This window comes from Tsuneonella suprasediminis (genome assembly GCF_003605755.1).
GTDB classification, from domain to species: Bacteria; Pseudomonadota; Alphaproteobacteria; order Sphingomonadales; family Sphingomonadaceae; genus Tsuneonella; species Tsuneonella suprasediminis.
The window spans coordinates 22906-45287 of sequence record NZ_RAHJ01000011.1; the positions used below are offsets into that span (position 1 = coordinate 22906).

Sequence of the window (22382 nt, forward strand, 5' to 3'; positions counted from 1 at the left end):
TAGGCTGCTCGATCGCACCATTCGACTCAATTTGACGAGAGCCCCCATGCTTATTCGCACCATCGAGAAGTTCCTCCGCACCCATGACATGCCGCCCACCAGGTTCGGCCGCCTCGCCGCCCACGATCCGCGCTTCGTGCTCGATCTGCGGATGGGGCGCGAACCGCGTGCCGAGACGGTGAAAAGGACGGAACATTTCATGAACAACTATCAGGATTCGACCCATGCAGGCTAAGCCCGAACGCGGCCCCGTCCGCCATCTCCGCAATGCGCTGGCGCAGATTGCCGGGCCGGATGCCCGCTTTGTGCGCCATGTCGAACGCCCGTGGGCCAGCGCTACATTCGAAGGCACCCGCCACACCTTTGGCCTGCGCTTCGAGGGCATCGGCGCCATTGCGGCGGGGGAAGCCTTCATCGCCGCTCTGCCCGATCATGAGTTCGCCATACCTGGCCAGCTGGTGGCGGAGGCCACTGTTGCCGAAGTCGATCATACGCTTGCTCCTGTTCCTGTCCTCTCGCTGCGATGCGAGCTGCTGATGCTGAAGGACGCGTAGCCCGCCCCGCAACGGCACCCTGAACACCTGTCCCATTCACTCCATTTCAGGAGAGCGGCGGGCAATCCAGCCGCTCTCCTCATCCCCCGGTCCGGACCACAGCAAAGTGGCAGCGACTCGCCTCCGGAGCCCCCCGCTTCCAGCCCATGCCGCCCCCGATACAGACGTTGCAAACCGTCTGGTTTGCCGCAGTTCGTTCCCCAAACCACGATGAAATGTGGCCAGACCGGGGCAAGGTGACTCCGCGGGGGTGCCGGTGGCGGAACCTTGCGGGTAAACCCGCCAGCGTTATGGACGGGATCTGTTTCAACATTCGCCACGGCGCACTGCGCGGTTTTGCATTCGCGGTTGCGCTGGCTCTGCCGGCATCGCTTTCCGCGCCGGTTCGGGCGGACGACAGCGCCGATGCGTTTGCGGCCAACTTCGCCGGTATGGCGAAGGCGGCGCCTGCATTTGCCGCGGCATCGCATGCGGTCAACCTCTCCACCATCACTCCGCCGGTGGACGATCAGGCCGCCGACGATGGCGACGATGCCGGGCAGGTGATCGGCAGCGGGATCGCGTCGTATTACGGGCGCAAGTTCAACGGCCGCCCCACCGCCAGTGGCGAACGGTTCGACATGAACGCGCTGACCGCCGCGCACAAGACACTCCCCTTCGGCAGCAAAGTGCGGGTGACCAACCCGCGCAATGGCAAGTCGGTGGTGGTCCGCATCAACGACCGTGGGCCGTATTCGCATGGCCGCCTGATCGACCTGAGCCGCGCAGCGGCGAGCGAGATCGGCCTTGTCGGGCCGGGCAGCGGCACGGTCGAACTCGCCCTGCTCGACGGCTGAGCCGACCACATACCTCCCTCGACCTGAGCGCCCCGCGCCACCGCCACCGCTGGCCGCGCGTGCGCCGCGCTGGCGTCAGTAGCTCGCCCCCGCCCCCGGCTTGCGCGGCGCGGGTGGTTGCCAGCCGGAGGTAGTGCCCGCTCTGTGGAGTAGCGGCGTCTTTCGCATAGCGCGCGGGCAGCACCCAATGCGTTTCGTCGTATTTGCGGATGCTCAGTTCGGGGCGCGACACGCCCTTGTGGTCCAGCGTCCACCACTCCTCCTTGTTCCAGTGAAAGCCGCAGACCTGTTCGCAGATGCAGTCGCGCAGTTCACCGAAGGTGCCGTGCGAGTTGGCGGTTTCGATCAGCGCCTCGAATGGCGGAGCGTCCTCCGGCCGGTTGTCGAGCATCTCGTCGACCTCATCCAGCCAGGTGGGGCCGCCATCGTCGGGTTCGTCGTTCGTCCACCCCACCCACAGCTCGTCCGCACCGAAGTCCTCGATCACCGGCATCGTGTGCAGCTCGACGTGATCGGCATAGGGATTGTCCTCCGGCTCCCCGTTTTCAGCAAGAGACATGGACCGCATGTTACACTGTCCTGGGGAAGAAAAGTCGCACTTCTCCACCCCGCCCTTTTCCGGGGTGGGCGCAGCGGGGGACGGGGCCAGCGGCTCCCCACGGGCGAAGGCGTCGAGCACCGCTTCGAACCCATCGGCCAGCTCCGCCAGTTCGGCGCGTTCGGCCAGCCGGTCGAGCCGCGCGAGATGCGCCAGCAACAGGCGGCTGTCATAGCGGCGGCGAGTGGCCACCTCCTCCCCATGATAGAACACCGCCTCCTCCACGCCATCCAGCGCGCGGTCGGCCAGCACCTCTTCGGCATGAGAACGGGCGGAGAGCAGCGCCACATCCCACGCCCGCGCAAATTCGCGGCAGGCCCGCCGCGCGCGATAGGCGCTCTGATGGCTGACCCCCACCCGCCGGGCAGCCCGCCGCGCCGATCCGCCATCGGCCAGCGCCCGGAGAAACTCCGCCTGCCGCTCCCGCGTAAAGCCCGTCTGCGGCGGACGGGTTTCGTCACCGGGCAAAGCAGCGATCAGCGCGGGAAGATTGGGCGTAGCCGCAGCCGCCTGCGCACCCCCGCCCGCGCCATCATCGGCGCCATCGTGGGGAGGATTGGGGTGAGAGATGGTCATGGTCCGGTTCTCCGTATGGGGAAGTGGACCGGGTATTTATGGGGGAAAGGGGGGTGTAGGAAAGGGGGGCAGGACTAATGAGCGCAACACAGTTAACCCCAATCGAACCACCGTGATTATCCGGGCTACAGCTCTGTTTATAAGTTACTATTGCACATAATAGATTGAACAGGCATTAATTTTTTGAAATCTGATAATTTGAGGCTCAAATTGAAAGTAAATGTGCATACTTGGGCAAGGCTCACCCGCCTTGATCTGCAAAATTTGAGCGTCTCACTTGGCAATGCGGCGCTCAAATTTCGTAAACAGTGGCCTCAAAATGGAGAGGGGCGAGAAATTAAGGCAACCACCGAAAAAATAACGCGGACGCTTGACCGAACTTTTGATCGACGTGATTTGAATTTTTCCTTCGATGTCATAGAAGAAGTTATTTCATATTTTAACAATTTAACAAAAAATTCATTTTTTATAGATTCAATATCATCGGAAATATATATTGATAGAAAAGGAAATTACTCAACATATTATGAGTACATTTCATCAGTGCTTACTTCATATTCGAGTTACATATCTGCCCATAGACCTCCAAGAGAAAATAAAACAAAAATAATAAATAAATCGACTAATATAAATAAAAATACTCTAAATCAAACATTAGGCGATATTGTTCCAGGCCAAAAATTAGCTCCGATACAGTTTTCTGTTTCAAACGGGAAACTATATATTAGGCGCCAGAATTACAAATCAAAAAGAGAGGATCGTCACTTACTAACATATGGAAAAACAGCACTACAAACCGATGCCTCTTCGATTATCGAATCTCTTGGAAAAACAAATGTCGACCCGCGCTTATCAGTTGCGATAGCTGAGATACGAGATGTCTTAGGGTCGGACGCCGACGTAATAAGACTCGGAATGTTGAGCACAACCTGCGACGTACTCGTAAGGAGATTTAATGAGCAACTTCCTGAAACTATCAGTGCAAAGTTTGAGGCATTCGGGACAAACTTGTCGATGTTTGTTAGCCAGTTCCCTGATTGGCAGAAATTTGTAACAAATGCAGATTTAGGAAAAGAAATTGAATACAAAGACGTATCCAATATATTTTCCGTAGGAATGAATTTCGTTAATTTGCTAAAGTCTAATGAAGACCTAATTGACCCACAAGTACCTAAATCTATCCAACTTCTACTTGAGGCCATAAGAGATCCAAGCACCTCTTCGAAAAGAGCTATATTTGGAGTCGTTAGAACGCTTGAGAACTTGATTGCAACTATATTCACAAGCTTTGGCAACCTCTTTGGAGCCGGATTTACTGGTGTGAGCGATGGACTGAAAGTATCGGCAAAGTGGGCAACCATCATGTTCCTCCTGACAGCAACCGCAAACAACGCCACCACGCTAGCACCTTCCATCTCAAAAATAACCATTTCTGACTGGATGACCCAGGCATCTGAAATTATAAAAAAATCAATAGGTTCTGGAAGCTAGCAATTAAGTTAGGGATACTACCTCCCCTCGCAACATCACGCGTAAAGACCGCCCCGTATAGCTTCGCTCGCTACCCGCGCTTCTGCTACCATCGTGCCGTCGCACGTCACCTTCGACACGGAGCAGTCAACTGAGAACACTGCTTTTTTTCAAAGCCTTCTTTCCATGAGCAGCGCCTTTGCCTTCTTGACATACTCCGATATTTCAGAAATCCTCGAGATTGAGTTGAAATGAATATTCACTCCATTACACCCAACTGCAAGCATCATTGATCCGCGATCATTGTTAAAAACAATAAATGATAGTCCGCTTATCTCAAATTCTATTTCCGAATACTCAAACCTTTCCATAGTTATCTTTGCCCCAGACAACTTATCCAGAGCAGAAATCAGACCATCTAAGTCTTCTATTTTGACAAGCGTTGCAGCAGTCTGAGGATAATCTCCACCCGTACTAAGCTCAAAACGCGCAAAGTAAGAAGCAGAGTTGGTATCCGCGATAATTGCCTCTCGCGCTTCAACGTGAACAGAACCGTAATTAATTCCCGACACAGTACCGACAGGAGTGTAACTGCGAACCACAATACCGCGTACTTCGTCTGCGTCTTCAAACTCAGAATTAACAGGCGCCGTTCGAGCAAGATTCATCTTAGCCTCCAAAAATGAGGCACCTTTTTAACGTATAAAAAATTGAAAACTAGTCTCTTTAAGTAGCATCATTCTTATTCAGCAACGGTTTGAGATACCGCCCCGTATAACTCCGCTCGTTCGCCGCCACTTCTTCCGGCGTCCCTTCGGCCACTATCTCGCCGCCGCGGACGCCGCCGTCCGGCCCAAGGTCCACGATCCAGTCTGCCGTTTTGATCACGTCCAGATTGTGTTCGATCACCACTACGCTGTTCCCCTGATCCACCAGACGGTGGAGCACTTCCAGCAGTTTGCGGACATCTTCGAAGTGCAGGCCGGTGGTCGGTTCGTCCAGAATATACAGCGTTTGCCCGGTGCTGCGGCGGGCGAGTTCCTTGGCCAGTTTCACCCGCTGCGCCTCCCCGCCCGATAGGGTGGTGGCCTGTTGCCCCACTTTGACATAGCCGAGGCCGACTTCGTTCAGCATGTGCATCTTGTCGCGGATCGGGGGCACGGCCTTGAAGAATTCTTCCGCGTCCTCGATCGTCATGTCGAGCACGTCGGCAATGCTCATCCCCTTGAACTTCACCTCCAGCGTTTCGCGGTTATAGCGTTTGCCGTGGCATTCCTCGCACGTGACGTACACGTCGGGCAGGAAGTGCATTTCGATCTTGATCAGGCCGTCGCCCTGGCACGCCTCGCACCGGCCGCCCTTCACGTTGAAGCTGAACCGGCCCGGTTTGTACCCGCGCGCCTGCGCCTCCGGCAGACCGGCGAACCAGTCGCGGATATTGGTGAAGGCGCCGGTGTATGTCGCCGGGTTGCTGCGCGGGGTGCGGCCGATCGGACTTTGATCGATTTCGATCACTTTGTCGCAGAATTCGAGGCCGGTCACTTTATCGTGCGCCCCTGCCACCACGCGCGCGCCGTTGAGCTGCCGCGCGGCGGAGGCATAGAGCGTGTCGATGGTGAAGCTCGACTTGCCGCTGCCCGAAACCCCGGTGATGCAGGTGAACGTGCCCAGCGGGATCGCGGCGGTGACATCGCGCAGGTTGTTGGCCCGCGCGCCGTGCACTGTCAGGTGGTGGCCGTTGCCCTTGCGGCGCTGTTCGGGCACCGCGATCTTGCGCCGCCCGGTCAGGTAATCGGCGGTGAGCGATCCCTTGGCCTTGAGGATATCTTTCAGCGTGCCCTGCGCCACGATCTGCCCGCCGTGCACCCCGGCGCCGGGGCCGAGATCGACGATATGGTCGGCGGTGCGGATCGCATCCTCGTCATGTTCGACCACGATCACGGTATTGCCCAGATCGCGCAGCCGCTTGAGCGTTTCCAGCAGCCGGTCGTTATCGCGCTGGTGCAGGCCGATGCTCGGTTCGTCGAGCACGTAGAGCACGCCGCTGAGCCCGCTGCCGATCTGGCTGGCGAGGCGGATGCGCTGGCTTTCCCCCCCGCTCAGCGTGCCGCTGGTCCGGTCGAGGTTGAGGTAATCCAGCCCGACATTGTCGAGGAAGCCCAGCCGTTCGTTGATTTCTTTCAGGATGGCGCGGGCGATCTGGTTCTGCTGATCGGTCAGATGATCGGGCAGCGCGAGGAACCAGTCCTTCGCCAGCGTCACGCTCATCTGCGTGGGGGTGGCGATGTCGGTCGGGCCGTTGGGGCCGGGCACTTTCACCGCCAGCGCTTTCTCGTTCAGGCGTTTGCCGCCACACGCCTCGCACGGCTGAGCGGTCTGGTACTTGCTCAGTTCCTCGCGCATCCACGCGCTTTCGGTCTGCATCATCCGCCGGTTGAGGTTGCCGATCACCCCTTCGAACGGTTTGCTGACGGTGTATTCCTTGCGCCCGTCCTTGAAGGTGAGCGCCACCGGCAGGCCGCCGGTGCCGTGCAGGATGATGTCGCGCTGATCCTGCGCCAGATCTTCCCACGGGGTCGTCAGGTCGAAATCGTATGCTTTCGCCAGACTGGTCAGCACCTGCATGTAATAAGGCGACGGCGGATTGCTCTTCGCCCAGGGCACCACCGCGCCTTTTTTCAGCGAAAGCTGTTCGTTGGGCACCACCAGTTGCGGATCGAACAGCAGCTTCTCCCCCAGCCCGTCGCACGTGGGGCAAGCGCCCTGCGGCGCGTTGAAGCTGAACAGGCGCGGTTCGATCTCTTCGATGGTGAACCCGCTGACCGGGCAGGCGAATTTTTCGCTGAACACGATGCGGTTGGCGGGGATGCCCGCCCCCTTCATCGCGCCGCCCGCGCTCGCTTCCGCCTCGCGACCCGGCACGACGCCATCGGCCAGATCGACATAGGCCAGCCCTTCGGCCAGCTTGAGCGCGGTTTCGAAACTGTCGGCCAGCCGGGTTTCGATGCCGGGGCGCACCGCCAGCCGGTCGACCACCACTTCGATATCGTGCTTGTATTTCTTGTCGAGCGCGGGGGCCTGTTCGATTTCGTACAGCTCGCCATCGATCCGCACGCGGGTAAAGCCCGCCTTCTGCCATTCGGCCAGTTCGCGGCGATATTCGCCTTTGCGCCCGCGCACCACCGGGGCCAGCAGATAGAGCCGCGTCCCTTCGGGCAAAGTCATCACCCGGTCGACCATGTTGGACACCGTCTGCGCTTCGATCGGAAGGCCGGTCGCCGGGCTATACGGCACCCCCACCCGCGCCCACAGCAGCCGCATGTAGTCGTAAATTTCAGTCACCGTCGCCACGGTGGAGCGCGGGTTGCGGCTGGTGGTCTTCTGTTCGATACTGATCGCGGGGGACAGCCCGTCGATATGTTCGACATCGGGTTTCTGCATCATCTCCAGAAACTGCCGCGCGTAGGCGCTGAGGCTTTCGACATAGCGCCGCTGCCCCTCGGCATAGATCGTGTCGAACGCGAGGCTCGATTTGCCCGAACCGGACAAGCCGGTGACCACGATCAGCGCATCGCGCGGCAGGTCGATATCGATACCCTTGAGGTTGTGCTCGCGCGCGCCGCGCACGGAAATCGTGGTAAGTGCCATGCAGGCTATGTTCCGGTAATGTTCACGTTAGTCAAGGGGATGCGCGTGGCCTTCCCCGGTGCCGTTGCGATGTGGGCGGCACGCGCGCGAATACAACCCGCGCGAGCGACAGACCAGCGAACAACAGGAACGACAGGTCAGTCCGTCACCGCGCGGCGATAGAGGTGCCAGGTCGCATGGCCCAGCACCGGCAGCGCGATCAGCAGGCCAAGGAACGCCGGGATCATCGCCATGAACAGCACCACCGCGATAATCAGCGCCCATGCCATCATCACCGGGCGGTTGTGGTTGATGACGGCAAGGCTGGTGATGATCGCAGTCAGGAAATCGACTTCGCGGTCCACCAGCATCGGCAGGCTCATCACTGTCACGGCATAGAATGCCAGCGCCATCAATCCGCCCACCGCGCCGCCCACCACCAGCATGGCGATGCCCGCCTGCGTAGTGAAGATCGCCAGCGATTCCGATCCGATCCCGCTTTCGGCCAGAAAGATCGCGAATATCGAATGGGCGACGATCATCCAGAAACTGAAGGCGACGAACACGATCACCCCCATGCTGATAATCTGATCGTCCCCTCGCCCGCGCAATGCGCCCAGCACCGCGCGCCAGCTACGCGGCAAACCCGCTTCGCGCCGGCGGCTGACTTCATAGAGGCCCACCGCCACGAATGGTGCGATCAGCGGGAAGCCCGCCGCCGCCGGGATCAGCCAGGTGGGCGATTTCCACGCGAACAGCGCATAGCCAACGAACAGACCGCCACCGACATAGATCGATCCGAAAAACAGCCCGAACAACGGACACGCCAGAAAATCGCGCGCGCCCGCCGCCAGCGCCGCCCACAAATCGCGCAGCGCCAGATCGCGCGCCACCGTGACCGGCGCGATCTGCGCCTGACCGACACTGGTCATCGCATACTCCCCCTCATCCCGCCCCGGTTATCCGGGGTCTTCGCCGGGCAAGCTGCATCAGATCGGCGCAGCGGGCAATACCCCGCGCGCAGGCAATCACCGCAGGAAGTTATCGCGCAGCAGAGAGACGACTTCCTTCGTCCGCCCACTGAGCACTGCCTTCACGCCGAACAGCGCGGTGCTGGCCACTTGCCCCAGCTTCACTTCGGGCGGCATCACCAGTTCGACCCGGTTGACCTTCACATCGAGCAGAGCCGGGCCAGGTTCGGCCAGCCATTTGTCCATCGCCGCGCTAAGATCGCTGGCCCGGTCCACCCGCCATCCGGCAATACCAATGGCCTCTGCCACCTTGGAAAAATCGGGATTTTCCAATCCGGTATAATGATCGACCAGCCCTTCCACCCGCTGTTCCATCTCCACGAAGCCGAGCGTGGAATTGTTGAACACCAGCAGTTTGAGCGGCACTTTCTCCTGCACCAGAGTCAGCAGGTCGCCCATCAGCATGGTCATCCCGCCATCGCCGCACATCGCAATCACCTGCCGATCGGGATAAGCGATTTTCGCGCCAATCGCCTGCGGATAGGCGCTGGCCATCGTGCCGTGGAGCAGGCTGTTGAGAAACCGCCGTTTCCCGTTCGCGGCAATGTGGCGCAGCATCCACACCATCGGCGTGCCGACATCGGACACGAAAATCGCATCGTCCGCCGCCACCCGATCGAGCATATTGGCAACGAATTGCGGGTGGATCAGAGTGTCGTCCGATTCCTCCCCCGCGTCGCGATATCCGTCGATATCTTCGCGCCACTGATCGAGCGCCTTGTCGAGATGCGCGCGATCCGGCTTTGCCGCCAGCATCGGGGTCAGCGCGTCCAGTGTCGTCGCGCTATCCCCGATCAGCCCCATATGGATCGGCGCGCGGCGGCCCAGATGGGTCGGGTCGATATCGACCTGCACGATCTTCGCCTGTGCGGGATAGTATTGCGTGTACGCGAAATCGCAGCCGAGGCAGAGCACCAGATCGGCGCGATGGATCGCCTCCACCCCCGCCTTGTTGCCGAGAATGCCGTTGACCCCGACATTATAGGGGTTGTCCGGTTCCAGCCATTCCTTCGCGCGGGTGGTGTGGACCATCGGTGCGTTGAGTTTTTCGCACAGCGCCACGATCTGATCGTGGGCATCGCGCGCACCGATGCCGGCATAGACAGTGACCTTCTCGGCGGCATCGATATCCCGCGCCAGTTCGGCCAGTTCGCTGTCGCTGGGCCGCGTGCGGGGATCGGGGCGATAGACCTGCCAGTCGGCCTTATCGTCGTCCTTCTCGGTGAACATGTCGCCGTTGACGATCACCACCGCCACGCCGCGCCGGGTCAGCGCCGCCTGCGCCGCCTTGGCGACGATCCGTCGCGCCTGTGCGGGGTGGGAGATATATTCGCAGAACACCGAATGCTGTTCGTAAATCTTGTGCTGATCGACCTCCTGCGGGAAATCGAATCCTTTCTCCCGCCGGTCCACGTCCGATGCGATCAGCAGGACCGGCGCACCGTTGCGGTGGGTTTCGTATATTCCGTTTACGAAATGCAGGCTGCCCGGTCCGCAGGTGCCAGCACATACTGCCAGTTCGCCGGTCATATAGGCCTCGCCCCCGGCAGCGAAGGCTCCGACTTCTTCGTGCCGCACGTGAACCCACCGCAGGTTCGAACGCGAAACCGCGTCGGTGAAATGATTGATCGTATCCCCCGGTATCCCGTAAATCCGCTTCGCCCCTGCCTGTTCGATTGTATCGACGACGATTTCGGCAACGGTCTTTGCCATATTGGGGAGGCCTTTCCAGGTATGCTTCGAGGCAACGTAGAAGTACGCAGCATTTCCTTTACGGATAACGCGCGCGACAGTTCCACAATGGCCCCGCTGTCTGCCCTTGGCCAGAGCGGTATGCCTGCCTATTGTTTGCGGCAATGGTCGCTGCCCTGCCCCGCCTGTTCGTTGCTCTGCGCCCACCGGTCGCCGTGCGCGACGTGCTGATCGACACGATGGACAGCGTGGCCGCCGCCCGCTGGCAGGACGATGAACAACTGCACCTGACCTTGCGCTATATCGGGGAAACCGATCCGCGCGTGGCGGACGATCTCGTCGATGCACTCGGCCGGATCGATGCGCCACGGTTCGAACTGGCAGTGCACGGTGTCGGTTTTTTCGAACGCAAGGGGCAGCCAACTGCTTTGTGGGCAGGCATCGCCCCCAATGCCGCGCTCGACACCTTGCAGAAGAAAGTCGAACGGGTGTGCCAGTCGGTCGGGCTGGAGGCGGAACACCGCAAGTTCACGCCGCACATCACGCTCGCCCGGCTGAACAGCGCGGCGGGGCCGGTGGCGCCCTGGCTGGCGCAGCATTCGCGGCTGGCCGCGCCCGCCTGGCCCGTCGATAGCGTCCGCCTTTACGAAAGCACGCTGACACCCGGCGGATCGCAATACGATCCGGTGGTCGAATGGCGGCTGCGATGAACGCTCTATGGTCGACAAACTGCTGTTCTCTATCGACGAGCGACACGAATCCGGTTGCAACCGCAACCGATCCCGGCTTCAACCGTTGATACAGTATCTCCATGCCTGCCTTGTGCCCGCGCCCATCTGTCGCGGTCGTTCGGTCAGTGCCAATTCCGCATAATACAACAGGGAGCACCACCTTGATTAAGACACGCCTATTCGCTGCCGCCGCACCTGCCGTTCTGGGCGCCGCGATGCTCGGAGGATGTACCACGATGCAGGATTATTCCACCGCCGACCGGCCCGAAACCGCAGCTGACACTGCCGCTGAAAACGGCCCGCCGGCCATTCCGCAGGGCACCGGATATTTCGCGCAACCTTCCGACCTGCCGCTGCACGCACCCGATTTCAGCAAGATCAAGGATACCGATTACGCCCCCGCCTTCGAACAGGCGATGAAGATTCATTCCGCCGAAGTGCAGGCTATCATCGACAACCCCGCACAGCCGACGTTTGAAAACACCATCGTCGCGCTGGAAAAATCAGGCCGGATGCTGGGCCGTGTCGCCACCGTGTTCTATGCGCTGACCGGCGCCAACACCAACGACACGCTGCAGGCAGTCGATGCCGAAATCAGCCCCAAGCTCTCTGCCCACTCCGACGGGATCACGCTGAATCCCCACCTGTTTGCGCGGGTGAAGGCGGTGTACGATGCGCGCGCTTCGCTCGGCCTCGATGCCGAAGACAGCAAGCTGCTGGAAGAAACGTATAAGGGGATGGTCCATGCCGGGGCGATGCTGACGCCTGAGCAGAAGGCGAAAGTGAAGGAAATCAATTCCGAACTGTCCACCATCACCACCGAATTCAGCCAGCAGCTGATCTCCGCCACCAAGGCGGCTGCTCTGGTGGTGGATGACAAGGCCAAACTGGCCGGTCTGTCCGATGCCGAAATCGCCGCTGCGGCCAAGACTGCCGAAGAACGCGGGATGCCCGGCAAATATGTGATCGCCCTGCAAAACACCACGCGCCAGCCCTCGCTCGGCGCGCTGACCGACCGGGCCGTGCGTGAAAAGCTGTTCACCAACAGCTGGACCCGCGCGGAAAAGGGTGACGAGAACGACACCCGCAAAACCGTCGCCCGCATCGCAGAACTGCGCGCGCAGAAGGCCGCGCTGTTCGGGGAACCCGACTGGGCCAGCTATGTCATGTGGGATCGCATGGCGAAAAACCCCAAAACCGCGCTCGATTTCATGGAACAGATGGTCCCCGCTCTCGCCGCCCGCCAGCGCGCCGATGCAGCCATGCTGAACGAAGAAATCAAGGCCAGCGGCAAGAACTTCGCCGTCAAGCCGTGGGATTGGGAAATGTATGCCGACAAGGTGAAGGCGAAGAAGTTTTCCTTCAACGAAGACGAAGTAAAACAGTACTTCGAAGTGCACCGGGTGCTGGAAGATGGTGTGTTCTATGCCGCCAACAAGCTCTATGGCCTGACCTTCAAGAAACGCACCGACCTGCCGGTCTATAACCCGGACGTGAGCACATACGATGTGTTCGATGCCGATGGCAGCCAGTTGGGCATCTTCTACTTCGATCCGTTCCAGCGCGACAATAAGCGCGGCGGCGCGTGGATGAGCAACTTCGTCGATCAGAGCCACCTGTTCGGTGACAAGCCGGTGATCTACAACGTGCTTAACATCCCCAAGGCACCCGATGGCGAACCGCAACTGGTCAGCTTCGACAATGTCGAAACCATGTTCCACGAATTCGGCCACGCGCTGCACGGGTTCTTCGCCAACGGCAAATACGCCTCGCTTTCGGGCACGGCGGTGGCCCGCGACTTCGTGGAATACCCCAGCCAGACCAACGAGATGTGGGCCAGCTACCCCGAAGTTCTGGCGCACTATGCCAAAAACTGGAAAACCGGCGCGCCGATCCCGCAGGCGCAGATCGACAAGATCATCGCCGCCAAGAAGTTCAATCAGGGCTACGATTTCGGTGAAGTCGTCGAAGCGGCATTGCTGGATATGAAATGGCATGCGCTGACGCCCGAACAGGCAGCGGCGATCAAGGTGCCCACCGATGTCGATGCGTTCGAGGACAAGAGCCTCAAGCAGCTCGGCCTCGAAACCGATCTGGTGCCGCCGCGCTATCGCAGCAGCTATTTCAGCCACATCTTCTCCGGCCCGACCGGGTATTCGGCTGGCTATTACAGCTATCTGTGGACCGAAATGCTCGACCGTGACAGCCAGAAGTGGTTCCTCGACAATGGCGGCCTGACCCGCAAGAACGGCCAGCATTATCGCGACACCATCCTCAGCCGCGGTGCTGCGGAAGATTACTTCAAAATGTACAAGGATTTCACCGGCCATGAACCCAGCGTCGAACCGATGCTGGAGGCGCGCGGTCTGGTGCCTGACAAGAAGTAAGGGTTAACCGGGAATCAGTGCCCGCGCGCCCGGCTCTCCCAGCCAGCGCGCGGGTACGCCCCATACGCGGGCGATGACATCTTCCGACAAGGCCATTTGCGGATCGCCATCTGCCGCCTTTACTCCGCGATCGAGCACGATAACGCGGTCGGCATAATTCATCGCCAGTGCCAGATCGTGCAGCACCAGCACCACCCCGACCCCGTCGCGCGCGGTGCGCCGGAAATGCCCGATCAGCGCCAGTTGATGCGCGATATCGAGCGCCGCCAGCGGTTCGTCAGCCAGAATCCAGCGCGGTGTCCCTGCCAGCACCCGCGCCAGCAAGGCCCGCGCCCGTTCCCCACCCGAAAGCTGCGACACCGGCCGTTCGGCAAACGGATCGAGATCGAGCGCGGATAGCGCCTCCGCCACTTCCGCTTCTCCCCGGTCGCGATGCGGCAAGCGCCCCAGTGACACGAGGTTCCGCACGGTCAGATCCCACGCGATCTCGCCATTCTGCGGGAGATAGCCGATGGTCTGCGCCCGTTCGCACGACCGCATCTGGTCGAGCGGCCTGTGATCGAGCGCGACCAGCCCGCCTTCGGTCGGCAACAGGCCCGCAAGACATTGCAGCAAAGTGGACTTGCCCGCACCGTTCGGCCCGCAGATCGCCGTCACCTGGCCGGTTTGCATCGCCGCCGTAACTTCTTCAAGCCGCCCCTCTACGGTCAGCTCTGCCGCGATCAGGCTCATGCCAGCCCCCGTCGCATTTGCATCAGCAGCCAGAGGAAAAACGGCGCCCCGACAAGGCTGAGCGCAATGCCCAGCCGCAATTCGGTGACCAGCGGAAGTATCCGGCACAGACAATCGGCCACCAGCACCAGCAACGCCCCCGCCAGCGCACTCGGCAGCATCAGCGAACTGGGACGCCGGTCGGTCAGCGGGCGGACAAGGTGCGGCACGATCAGGCCTACAAAGCCGACGATCCCCGCCACCGCGACCCCGCTGCCGACCGTCAGCCCCACGCCCGCGACCAGCCAGCATTGCAGGCGGTCGGGGTCCATCCCCAGACTGCGCGCCGCGCTTTCGCCCAGCACCAGCGCATCCAGCCCGCGCGCAGCCATCATCAGGCATGCGATCCCTGCCAGCGTCAGCGGCGCGGCGATCCACACTTCGGGCCAGCCGCGATCGGTCAGCGCACCCATCAGCCAGTTGACGATTTCGCTCATCGCGAAGGCATTGGGGGCCAGACTGATCGCCAGACTGGTCAGCGCACCGGCAAGACTGGCGATCATCATGCCCGCCAGCGTAAACAGCGCGATGCCACCCGTGCGCCCGGCAATCGCCGCCAGCAGGGCCATCGCGCCCCCTGCCCCGACCAGAGCGAATAGCGGCAACAGATAAGGGCTGGCAGCATAGCCGAACCACAGGCTCACCACTGCGCCCAGCGCCGCGCCGGGGGCGATCCCGAACAGGCCCGGATCGGCCAGCGGATTACGCAGATACCCCTGCATCGCCGCACCGCTCGCCCCCAGCCCGGCACCGATGACAATTGCCAGCAACGCGCGCGGCAACCGTAGTTCCATCAGGATCGCCGTGGCATTGGGCGTCGTCGCCGGATCGATCCACACACGCCCCGCCAGCAGCGACAGCGGCACGGCAATCGCCAGCAGGATAAGCAGGTTTCTGACAAGCCGGGTCATGAAATCGCCCGCCGGATGGCCGCCAGCCGATCCGCGACCCGCACGATTGTCGGCCCCGCGCAATAGAGCAGCGTCGGATCGAACGGGACCGTCGCCATTCCCGGCACATCTTGCAAAACGGGGTGATGCTGCCCCCGTTCATCGCCCGCCACCAGCAAGACCCGTGGCGGATCGCTCAGCATACGTTCGAGAGAGAGGTATTCGGCCTGGCCCATACCGCGCGCCGCGGTTTGGTTGGCAAGGCCCGCATTGGCCATCAACTGGCTCACCAGCGCGCTGTCGCCGGGGACGGTTCCACCCAGTTGCCACAGGATCGCCGGAACGGCTGGCCCATCCCAGCGCCCCCGCTGCACAGCGGCCTCTATCCGCCGCACCAGCGCTTCGCCGCGTTCGGGATATCCGGCGAGTGCAGCCAGTTTGCGAACCTGTGCGATGCTGTCATCCACCGAACTTGCAATGTCGATGGTTTCCACCCGCATCCCCAGTCTGACAAATGCCGCACGGGTGGCAGGCTGCATATATGTGCCGCCGACAACGACTTGCGGATCGAGCGCGAGCACTTCCTCCACTGTCCCGCCAGTGGTGCCGTATGTCCGCGCAAGCGATACGTCCATCGAACTGGCCTGCGGATCGCGGCTGTAATGGCTCAGCGCGAGCACCTGATCCTTCTCCGCGACTTCGGCCAGAATGGCATCGGTGCAGGGATTGAGGCTGACGATGGTCGGGTGTCTTGCTGGCTCCGGCGCGGCAGCCGCAGTGCAACCCGCCATCAGGAAGAACAGAGCGACCGGAAGGATGCTTCGCACCTTGGCCCGTCGCCGCATGGCGGACACCGGGTGGCCCGTTGCCCCACGGCTGGGATAATCAGCCATGAGACAACGGCAGCGGCGCTGTTTCCGGGTGCAGCGAAGCGATCACATCTTCAACCGCACACCGACATATCCGGCGCGACCCTGTGTGCCGTAACCAGCGACCGTTTCATAATCGGCGTCGGTCACGTTTTCGACCCGGCCGAACAGCTCGAACCGGTTGGCAATCGGCAGGCTGGCGCGGATATCGCCCACGGCATAGGGGGCCAGCCGCGTGGTATTGGCGGCGTTGTCAAAGCTTTCGCCTACCAGCCGCACGTCGCCGCCGATCACCAGACCGACCGGAGTGGTCCAGTCGAGCGATGTGGTCAGCGTGTGCTGCGGCCGCCGGGCGAGCCAGTTGCCGGTCGCCCGGTCGGTCGCTTCGACATAGCTATAGGCGATTTGCGTCCGCAGGTTTTCCGACGGGGCGAGACCGAATGCGACTTCGACGCCCTGCGCGCGCGCACGGCCTACATTGTCATATGTGCCATATGGGCGGTCGCTGCAGACCCCGTCGCTCACCCCATAACACGAAACAAAATCGATCAGATCTTCGCTATCCCGCCGGAAAAGTGTGATCGCGGCATAGGTCGGCGCAGCGCGGTCGCGCCATGCCAGGCCGAGATCGTAGCTGGTGGCCTGTTCAGGACGCAGGCTCACATTGCCGTAGTCCGACAGCAACTGATACAGTGTCGGGGCCTTGAACCCTTCGCCCACGCTGGCGCGCAGGCGCAGGTCGTGGACGATTTCAAAGCTGGCATCGGCACCGAAGCTGGTTTCGCCGCCGAACCGTTCGTGTTCGTCATGGCGCACACCGACATGCGCGGCATAACGCGGGGTTTCGATGCCGATCTGGGTGTAAGCCCCCCATGTGTTGGTGGATTCGTGCTTGCCTCCAATATCGGCAAACCGCGTCCATTCGCCGTTACCGCCGAAATTGACCACCAGCGGCCCGACCGCGCGCCATGTCCCGCGCAAGTCCGCCCGATCGAGATGCCCGGCAATCGTGTATGTCGGGTCGCTACCGATGTCGGGATTGTAGTTTTCGCGCTGCGTATCCGCGAACGACCATGCCCCCTGCAGATAGAGCGTACCGCTGTCGTACACCGCGCCCGCTGCGCCCGAATACTGTTCGGTCTTCTGCGTTTCGTTAGTGTCGGCAAAGGTATAGCTCGGCGCAGGGAAGCCATCGACATCGAGATCGCCCTTGGCATAACGGCCACGCACGAACAGTTCGAAGCTGGGCGAGAGATAGGCCCGTGCCTCGCCATTGGCGGCGAACTGTTCGAACCCGTCAGGCTCTGTCCCGGTGCGGGCCGAGGAATAGCCATCGGTGCGATACCAGCTGGCCGATCCGCCAAGGAAATAGGCATCGCTACCGATACCTCCGCTGGCGTTGAGATAGGCGGTTTCGTTGCTGCCATATTCGGCGCTGGCCTGCAGTCCGCGCTGCGCCCGCGTGGTCACTGCCAATACCCCGCCCATCGCATCCGAACCCCAGATAGTGGAGTTCGCGCCGCGCAGCAGATCGATCTTCTCGATATTGCCGGCCAGCAGGTTGCCGAAATCGTACCCGCCGCCGGGCGAGGCCGGATCGGCCACCCGCACGCCATCGACCAGTACCAGCAATTGCTGGGAAGCAGCACCGCGCACGCTCACGCTGGTTACCGCGCCGGGGGCGCCGTTGCGCGTGATCGAAACACCGGGCGCGCGTTGCAGAACGCGGGCAATATCCGCACCTTGAATCGAATCGATTTCATCGGCGCCGATCACTGTTACCGGCTGCCCGGTATCGACGACATTGCTGCCTGTGCCGCTGGCGGTCACCGTGATCGTGGTCGGATCGGCTTCGTATGCGTCCTCCCCCGCAAAAGCAGGCGATGCAATTGCGACACAACTCAACAAAAACAGATATTTAGACATTAAACCTCCAATAATGAACGAACTCGTCGCTCATCAACGGGAGGCGCGGACATGCGCTTCACGTCTGCCACCGGTAACACCCCGCCCGGCAACACGAACGACCGTCTCAGGCAGGTCTCCTGGCTCCCGGATCAACGCTTCTGGCCGCCTTCCCGATCTCGCGATCAGTGGCGAATGGCCATTCGCTCCCCGGTCACAGTTGCGGGGGCAGCGGGAGAATATGACTCCCTTCCCTCTTAGGCCCGAATAATCGGACAACCCGTGACGATGGCGGGCCGATACGCGCGGCGATTACGAAAGGCAAGCGCGCGCACCACTCGTTTACCACTTGGCAAGCACACCGCTTAACTCTGCCTTGCAAGGTGTGCCGCCAAGGGACGGTTGCCGTAACCGCGCTCGCGATATGCGCCCGCGTCCGCTACGCGCCGCTAAGGCGCGGCTGTGGAAGCCAGCGGTGCCCCGTGCGATGCAGTACGCAATGCAGTAAAGGAATTCGCGATCCGTCAGCCTGCCACCTCTGCCCGCCGGATACGGCGCAACCGCAGGCCTTCGCGCATTGCGGAGTGGCTGCGTGCGTTCGGCGGCGCGTCCGATGGCAAGCATCGTGGCCGGCGGTTTCTGGCACTGGCCGCCGCGATTGCGGTTCCGGCGATGGCCGCACCGGGCGAATGGAGCCGGTTCGATTTCGATCCCGCCAGCGTGCAGGATGCCACGCCCATGCCGTTCGAAACACCGGGCCAAAGCTTCCCCGGATCGGCGTTCTTCTATCTGCAAGATGTGCCCGATCTGCCCGCCGGGTATAGCGACGACGATCTGCCCCCCGCGCTGAACACAGGCGCGCACTGGGATGGCGAACCCGCGCCCGATGCCACGGACGCGCCCGGCTCGCGGCTTGTCGCGCGGCCGTTCACTGAAATCGGCAGCGGGATCAGCAAGGCGCGCGCGCTGCGCTGCCTGACGATGGCGGTCTATTACGAAGCCGCGAATGAAAGCACCGATGGCCAGCGCGCCGTGGCACAAGTGGTGCTTAACCGCGTGGCGCACCCCAGCTATCCCGACAATGTATGCGGCGTAGTGTTTCAGGGCAGCGAGCGGCAGACCGGGTGCCAGTTCACATTCACTTGCGACGGGTCGCTCAATCGCCAGCCGATGGTGGTAAAATGGAACCGCGCCGCCGCGGTGGCGCAGGCCGCGCTGAGCGGATATGTCTATCGCCCCATCGGCCTCGCCACACATTACCATGCGACTTACGTGCTGCCCTATTGGGCATCCAGCCTCGACAATGTTGGCACAATCGGACTGCACACCTTTTATCGCTGGCGCGGCGCGGCCGGACGGCTGGCGGCGTTTTCCGATGTCTATCGCGGCAGCGAACCGATTGCCGCGCCGCATCCGCGCACAGCCGCACCATCCCCCGATTCCGCGCCGGATCCGGTGATGCTGGCGCGGGCATATGAAGCCGCTCACAAGCCGACCGACAGCCTCACCGCGTCGCCCGCCGTGGCCAGCAGAGCCATTGCTGGCGCCGGGTCAAACAGTAGCGCGGCCCCCTCGCCACCGCCCGCTTACGCGCAATCGGTGGCCGCGCGCGGGGGCGACCGGATCTATCAGGCGAACGACCTGCCGAATTCCAGCAATGTGAAGGCCGAATACGCCAACTCGGGGCGCTGGATCGCCCAGCCGAACTGACCGGGACCGGGCGATAAGGTTAACAGCGTGGAAAGCATGCTGTTTAGCATCCCACAAACATCATTCCGGCATAGCGATGGCACTTCCTCTCGCCGCAGAGGAACAATTCAGAACAAAGCCCTTAATAATCATAAGGATCGCTTCGCCCGATGTCCTATCGCTATGCCTTCGTCCGTCACGCGATCTGTTCACCCGTAACACGCGCGCTGACAACCAGGGCACCCGCGCGGGCAGCGAATGACAATGGTAATCATCACCGCGCATCGAACGAGGCGGTGCTGCAGGCGGCCTTGCGGCATTTCGGCCAGCACGGCCTGCGCGCAGCGGAAGTGGCGCGCAAACACGCCGAAGCGGCATTCTTCGCAAACGACCGGCTCGCTTATGACTGGTGGCTGGCGATCTGCCGCACGCTCGACAAGCGTCTGGCGCGGCTGACCGAGGGCACCCTGTCGGTAAACTAAATCCGGCATCTGCGAGGCTGCATCGGCTCTGGCCTAACAACGGCTGCCTGTAGCCAATGACACCCCCCGATAAACGTCAAGCCGATCTTAACTATCCGGTGACCTCTTTGCGATAATGCCTGCGTTGTGGTGGATCGAAAACTCCATAAAGCCGTAAGGCGCGTGTTCCCGAAGGGACGCCGGACTGCTCTGGATCAGAGAGTCAGACGCACCCTTGTACACTCACTCTATGCTCAGCCGGTCAGTCTCGCACTGGGGGCATTGTGCGGCATTGTCTCCACCGGGTTTTCCGCGTTCATTACCGGCAGCACAGCTCTCTATGCACTGTCGGCCACGTTGTGCATCGTGGCGATTGCACGCGTCACACTCTCTCTGATCCTCGCTGAACGTCAGCGCGACACCAGCACATATACACTCGAAGTCATCTACGAGATCGGCGCATTCAGTTATGCCATTACGCTTGGCATCACCGCAGCGCTGGCATTGGTGTTGCATGTCGATGTCGGGGTTCAGGTTCTGATGCAGGCCAACGCTATCGGATATGGCATCGGCATCTGCGCGCGTAACGCCGGGCGTCCGATGATCGCGATGGGGCAACTGACGCTGGCCACCGGGCCGATCATTCTGGGCGCATTGTATGTGGGGACGTTGCCGTTGATCGCTCTGGCGATCACGATGGCCATGCTGATTCCCGCAATGGCCTCTATTGTCGCCAATCTCTTCCGGATGTTGCGCGAATCCATCGCCGCTGCGGAAACCAGTGCCAAGCTGGCCAGCAAGATGCAGACTCTGGCGCGAACCGATGTCGTCACCGGGCTGGCGAACCGCGCAGGGCTCAATCACGCGATGGTCGAAAAACTGCTCGCGTTGCCGGACGATCGGATGCTGGCGCTGTTCTGGCTCGATCTCGACCGCTTCAAGGAAGTCAACGACCTGCTCGGTCATCCTGTCGGTGACCGGGTTTTGAGCGAAGTCGCGCGCCGCCTTAAAGAGGTCGCCCCCGATGGCGCGATCGTGTCGCGCTTCGGCGGTGACGAGTTCATTATGGTGTGCGAAGTCGACACCCGCAGGCATTGTGAAGAACTGGCCGACGAAGTCCTGTCCTATGTTACCCGTGCCATGCGCGTCGATGGCGAGCGGTTGGAAATCCCTTCGTCGATGGGCGTGGCGATCCTGCCCGACGATGGACACGACGCGGATACTTTGATGCAAAGTGCCGACCTTGCGCTCTATCAGGCGAAAGTGGGCGGCCGTAATCAGGCGCGGTTCTATGACTGTTCGATGAGCCGCGACCTCGTGCGTCGGCGCGAAATCGAGGCAGAATTGCGCGCTGCGATCCAGCGTGACGAACTGTCGATCTTCTTCCAGCCGATCGTCGATCTCGAAACCGGGCGTATCCGCACGTTTGAGGCACTGGTGCGCTGGTTCCACCCGGAAAAGGGGGAACTGCGGCCAGACGAATTCATCCCTGTGGCCGAAGAAACCGGCGTTATCGTCACTCTGGGCAACTGGATCACCAAGCAGGCCGCCCGCGCAGCGGCCACCTGGCCCGAAGATGTCACGCTGGCGGTCAACCTTTCGCCGCTGCAGATCCGTGCACCGGGTGCCGCGATCGGCATTCTCGCCGCGATCCGCGAAGCAGGCCTTGCACCCGAACGGCTGGAGCTGGAGGTAACCGAAAGCCTGTTCCTCGACGATAGCGAGTCGACCGGCGCCTTTATCGAAGAACTTTCAGCAGTCGGCGTCCGCTTCGCACTCGACGATTTCGGCACGGGTTATTCCTCGCTCGGCTACATCAACAAATTCCCGTTCAGCAAGATCAAGGTAGATCGCAGCTTCGTGTCCGGCCCCAAAGTCGGCCGCAAGAGCGACGCGATCATCCGCGCCGTGGCCGAAATGGGCGCGCGCCTTGACATGGCCATAGTCGCAGAAGGGCTGGAAACCATCGAACAGGTCCGCGCTGTGTCCGCTGCCGGATGCACTCTGGGCCAGGGATATTATTTCAGCCGGGCCGTGCCCGACTATCTCGCCGCGCTGCTGCTGGCGCAGGAACGCAACCCGAAAGGCGTGAACCGCGCCGCTGTCGGGTGAGCCGCGACCGCCGCTTTTCCCGCAGGATCAACGGTTTCTCACTGGCTTGACAAGCCCGTTTTGGGCTTCATATTGTAATTGATAACTGTTAGCAAAGATAGTTGGCGTCATTAGACCTTTTGTCGGTTGCATTCGCCTGATCACACGCCTACCCCGGCGCAAATTCGCTGGCCGCCCTGCCCG

Annotated in this window: 17 protein-coding genes and 1 riboswitch; of the genes, 9 read left to right on the forward strand and 8 right to left on the reverse strand. The window is 61.3% G+C overall.

What is annotated here, in order from left to right:
• The first annotated feature begins 46 nt into the window (after nucleotides 1-46).
• From D6858_RS02765 to D6858_RS15600, 4 genes are all read left to right on the forward strand, one after another.
• Nucleotides 47-235 (forward strand): hypothetical protein, encoded by a 189-nt coding sequence (locus tag D6858_RS02765; RefSeq protein WP_120106969.1) that lies wholly within the window; start codon nucleotides 47-49, stop codon nucleotides 233-235.
• The gene (locus D6858_RS02770) at nucleotides 225-554 is read left to right on the forward strand and encodes a hypothetical protein (RefSeq protein WP_225081295.1); all 330 of its coding nucleotides are present in this window, start codon (nucleotides 225-227) and stop codon (nucleotides 552-554) included. Before D6858_RS02765 ends, D6858_RS02770 begins: the two co-directional genes overlap by 11 nt.
• A 290-nt stretch (nucleotides 555-844) precedes the next feature.
• Nucleotides 845-1390: a septal ring lytic transglycosylase RlpA family protein gene (locus tag D6858_RS02775; protein ID WP_120106971.1), complete on the forward strand. Its 546-nt coding sequence runs from the start codon at nucleotides 845-847 to the stop codon at nucleotides 1388-1390.
• A gap of 1357 nt (nucleotides 1391-2747) precedes the next feature.
• On the forward strand, nucleotides 2748-4055 hold the full coding sequence (locus tag D6858_RS15600) for a hypothetical protein (protein WP_133305226.1): 1308 nt from the start codon (nucleotides 2748-2750) through the stop codon (nucleotides 4053-4055).
• Nucleotides 4056-4204: 149 nt separating this feature from the next.
• On the opposite strand, the gene D6858_RS02785 is transcribed toward D6858_RS15600, so the two are convergent.
• The 4 genes from D6858_RS02785 to D6858_RS02800 form a co-directional block, all read right to left on the reverse strand.
• Nucleotides 4205-4702: a hypothetical protein gene (locus D6858_RS02785; RefSeq protein ID WP_133305227.1), complete on the reverse strand. Its 498-nt coding sequence runs from the start codon at nucleotides 4700-4702 to the stop codon at nucleotides 4205-4207.
• A gap of 58 nt (nucleotides 4703-4760) precedes the next feature.
• Nucleotides 4761-7682 (reverse strand): excinuclease ABC subunit UvrA, encoded by a 2922-nt coding sequence (gene uvrA, locus D6858_RS02790; protein ID WP_120106977.1) that lies wholly within the window; start codon nucleotides 7680-7682, stop codon nucleotides 4761-4763.
• A 137-nt stretch (nucleotides 7683-7819) separates the two neighbouring features.
• Nucleotides 7820-8593, reverse strand: a complete 774-nt coding sequence (locus tag D6858_RS02795; RefSeq protein WP_120106979.1) for a DUF2189 domain-containing protein — start codon at nucleotides 8591-8593, stop codon at nucleotides 7820-7822.
• 96 nt (nucleotides 8594-8689) lie between these two features.
• Nucleotides 8690-10405: a thiamine pyrophosphate-dependent enzyme gene (locus tag D6858_RS02800; RefSeq protein WP_120106981.1), complete on the reverse strand. Its 1716-nt coding sequence runs from the start codon at nucleotides 10403-10405 to the stop codon at nucleotides 8690-8692.
• 143 nt (nucleotides 10406-10548) lie between these two features.
• Here D6858_RS02800 and thpR point away from each other — a divergent pair, with 143 nt between their 5' ends.
• Both thpR and D6858_RS02810 read left to right on the forward strand, forming a co-directional pair.
• Nucleotides 10549-11094 (forward strand): RNA 2',3'-cyclic phosphodiesterase, encoded by a 546-nt coding sequence (gene thpR, locus D6858_RS02805; RefSeq protein ID WP_240623658.1) that lies wholly within the window; start codon nucleotides 10549-10551, stop codon nucleotides 11092-11094.
• Nucleotides 11095-11276: 182 nt separating this feature from the next.
• Entirely contained in the window at nucleotides 11277-13502 is a 2226-nt protein-coding gene (locus tag D6858_RS02810) for a M3 family metallopeptidase (protein WP_240623659.1), read from the forward strand.
• 3 nt (nucleotides 13503-13505) lie between these two features.
• Here D6858_RS02810 and D6858_RS02815 read toward each other — a convergent pair whose 3' ends face one another.
• Genes D6858_RS02815 through D6858_RS02830 form a run of 4 tightly spaced genes read right to left on the reverse strand, consistent with a single transcriptional unit; the run spans nucleotide 13506 to nucleotide 17958 of the window.
• Complete coding sequence (locus D6858_RS02815) at nucleotides 13506-14234, reverse strand: ABC transporter ATP-binding protein (RefSeq protein ID WP_120106983.1); 729 nt, start codon at nucleotides 14232-14234, stop codon at nucleotides 13506-13508.
• Entirely contained in the window at nucleotides 14231-15184 is a 954-nt protein-coding gene (locus D6858_RS02820) for a FecCD family ABC transporter permease (RefSeq protein ID WP_120107176.1), read from the reverse strand. The genes D6858_RS02815 and D6858_RS02820 overlap by 4 nt, the downstream gene beginning before the upstream one ends.
• The gene (locus tag D6858_RS02825; protein WP_225081283.1) at nucleotides 15181-16056 is read right to left on the reverse strand and encodes an ABC transporter substrate-binding protein; all 876 of its coding nucleotides are present in this window, start codon (nucleotides 16054-16056) and stop codon (nucleotides 15181-15183) included. The genes D6858_RS02820 and D6858_RS02825 overlap by 4 nt, the downstream gene beginning before the upstream one ends.
• A 42-nt stretch (nucleotides 16057-16098) precedes the next feature.
• Nucleotides 16099-17958, reverse strand: coding sequence for a TonB-dependent receptor plug domain-containing protein (locus D6858_RS02830; protein WP_120106985.1), 1860 nt, complete (start codon nucleotides 17956-17958; stop codon nucleotides 16099-16101).
• Between the two features lie 92 nt (nucleotides 17959-18050).
• A riboswitch (cobalamin riboswitch) is annotated at nucleotides 18051-18236 on the reverse strand.
• A gap of 163 nt (nucleotides 18237-18399) precedes the next feature.
• Here D6858_RS02830 and D6858_RS02835 point away from each other — a divergent pair.
• The 3 genes from D6858_RS02835 to D6858_RS02845 all read left to right on the forward strand — a co-directional run bounded on the left by D6858_RS02835 (nucleotide 18400) and on the right by D6858_RS02845 (nucleotide 22199).
• Nucleotides 18400-19647 (forward strand): cell wall hydrolase, encoded by a 1248-nt coding sequence (locus D6858_RS02835; RefSeq protein ID WP_240623660.1) that lies wholly within the window; start codon nucleotides 18400-18402, stop codon nucleotides 19645-19647.
• A 149-nt stretch (nucleotides 19648-19796) separates the two neighbouring features.
• The gene (locus D6858_RS02840; protein ID WP_120106987.1) at nucleotides 19797-20108 is read left to right on the forward strand and encodes a hypothetical protein; all 312 of its coding nucleotides are present in this window, start codon (nucleotides 19797-19799) and stop codon (nucleotides 20106-20108) included.
• Nucleotides 20109-20270: 162 nt separating this feature from the next.
• Complete coding sequence (locus tag D6858_RS02845; protein ID WP_225081279.1) at nucleotides 20271-22199, forward strand: putative bifunctional diguanylate cyclase/phosphodiesterase; 1929 nt, start codon at nucleotides 20271-20273, stop codon at nucleotides 22197-22199.
• Nucleotides 22200-22382: the final 183 nt, after the last annotated feature.

What these genes read in the sequence shown, in the direction of transcription:
- D6858_RS02840 (WP_120106987.1), top strand. Translation starts at nt 19,797, where the DNA reads ATGTCCTATCGCTATGCCTTCGTCCGTCACGCGATCTGTTCACCCGTA.
- D6858_RS02785 (WP_133305227.1), bottom strand. Translation starts at nt 4,702, where the DNA reads ATGAATCTTGCTCGAACGGCGCCTGTTAATTCTGAGTTTGAAGACGCA.
- D6858_RS02795 (WP_120106979.1), bottom strand. Translation starts at nt 8,593, where the DNA reads ATGACCAGTGTCGGTCAGGCGCAGATCGCGCCGGTCACGGTGGCGCGC.
- thpR (WP_240623658.1), top strand. Translation starts at nt 10,549, where the DNA reads ATGGTCGCTGCCCTGCCCCGCCTGTTCGTTGCTCTGCGCCCACCGGTC.
- D6858_RS02815 (WP_120106983.1), bottom strand. Translation starts at nt 14,234, where the DNA reads ATGAGCCTGATCGCGGCAGAGCTGACCGTAGAGGGGCGGCTTGAAGAA.
- D6858_RS02765 (WP_120106969.1), top strand. Translation starts at nt 47, where the DNA reads ATGCTTATTCGCACCATCGAGAAGTTCCTCCGCACCCATGACATGCCG.
- D6858_RS02825 (WP_225081283.1), bottom strand. Translation starts at nt 16,056, where the DNA reads ATGGCTGATTATCCCAGCCGTGGGGCAACGGGCCACCCGGTGTCCGCC.
- D6858_RS02830 (WP_120106985.1), bottom strand. Translation starts at nt 17,958, where the DNA reads ATGTCTAAATATCTGTTTTTGTTGAGTTGTGTCGCAATTGCATCGCCT.
- D6858_RS02800 (WP_120106981.1), bottom strand. Translation starts at nt 10,405, where the DNA reads ATGGCAAAGACCGTTGCCGAAATCGTCGTCGATACAATCGAACAGGCA.
- uvrA (WP_120106977.1), bottom strand. Translation starts at nt 7,682, where the DNA reads ATGGCACTTACCACGATTTCCGTGCGCGGCGCGCGCGAGCACAACCTC.
- D6858_RS02775 (WP_120106971.1), top strand. Translation starts at nt 845, where the DNA reads ATGGACGGGATCTGTTTCAACATTCGCCACGGCGCACTGCGCGGTTTT.
- D6858_RS02770 (WP_225081295.1), top strand. Translation starts at nt 225, where the DNA reads ATGCAGGCTAAGCCCGAACGCGGCCCCGTCCGCCATCTCCGCAATGCG.
- D6858_RS02820 (WP_120107176.1), bottom strand. Translation starts at nt 15,184, where the DNA reads ATGACCCGGCTTGTCAGAAACCTGCTTATCCTGCTGGCGATTGCCGTG.